Origin of the sequence: Lyngbya aestuarii BL J, assembly GCF_000478195.2 — a bacterium.
Taxonomy (GTDB): domain Bacteria; phylum Cyanobacteriota; class Cyanobacteriia; order Cyanobacteriales; family Microcoleaceae; genus Capilliphycus; species Capilliphycus aestuarii.
On record NZ_AUZM01000245.1, the window covers coordinates 1 to 1,072 of the forward strand.

General features: G+C 40.3%; 1 pseudogene. It reads left to right on the plus strand.

Annotation, left to right across the window (positions count from 1 at the left end):
• Window positions 1–1,072, plus strand: a pseudogene (locus M595_RS27845) (GTPase); the annotation flags it as partial.

Here is a 1,072-nt window from a genome sequence, read left to right on the forward strand (position 1 = left end):
TACTTTCCCATTGTTCCGGTGATGCTTTTGGCGGCTCAACTTTCCCGCGAACCCGAACATGAAAATCGCCAAGAGGAATTATTCAAAGCCAGTCGAATGCAAGATTTTTTAGATTCTATTCGCGAGTCTTTGATTCAATACGGAACTATTCGACGATCGCAAACTCTACTCGGTTCGACTGTCGGCGCCATTAATACACCCTATGACTGGGTTGCAGGACAAGCTCAAATTTATGGACAATTAGCAGAAACAATTCAAAGCAAACAGGAGGAAATCAGAAAGAAAATTGAGATCGCATTCAAAGATAGCCGCAGCAACTTACAAATAGAAATCGAAACGATATTTCAAGAGGCGATTAATGCTGTTCCATCGTTTGCAGAGGAACATTGGAATTCAAACGAGTTGGGATTGAAACTCGGTTGGGAGAAAAGGCTAAAATCTCTCAATTTAGAACAGCGTTTAAAGTCTGCTTTTCAGGAAGCAGGTGAACAGTTTAAGCGTGAAGTTCAAGAGATATTAGAGGAAATCGGCCATGAATTACAGTTGGTTGCTGAACTTGGCGGCGATAACTTTAAATTCACAGAACAAGATTCTTGGGATACTCAACATATCCTGCGAATTGGCGGAATTATTTTAGGGGTAGCCAGTACAGTTCTTCTATTGTTTTCATCACCTTTTGCAATACCTGTAGGAATTGTTGCTGGAATTATCGGAGGTATTACTGGATTATTCAAATCCAAAGATCAGAAACGTCGTGAGGCGGCTCACAAAATTTCAGAGTCTTTGTACGAGCAACTGAATACCCAAAAACAGGCAACGCTGGAAAAAGCTCGAAGTGAATTTTCAAATTCCTGTGCTTCTGTAATTATGAATATCGAATCCTATTTCAAGGAACTCGCTTCTGGGCTTGAAAGTTTTTCTTTAACACTGGAGGAAGCACAGAAAAAATTCTCGGGATTTACTAACTATCTTAACCGTTTTTATGCCAAGCGAATTCTTGATTGGAGTCAGGAAAAATACGAACCCTTAACTGAAGAAGGAGCCAGAAAAACAGTTGCTAAGGTTCAACGGA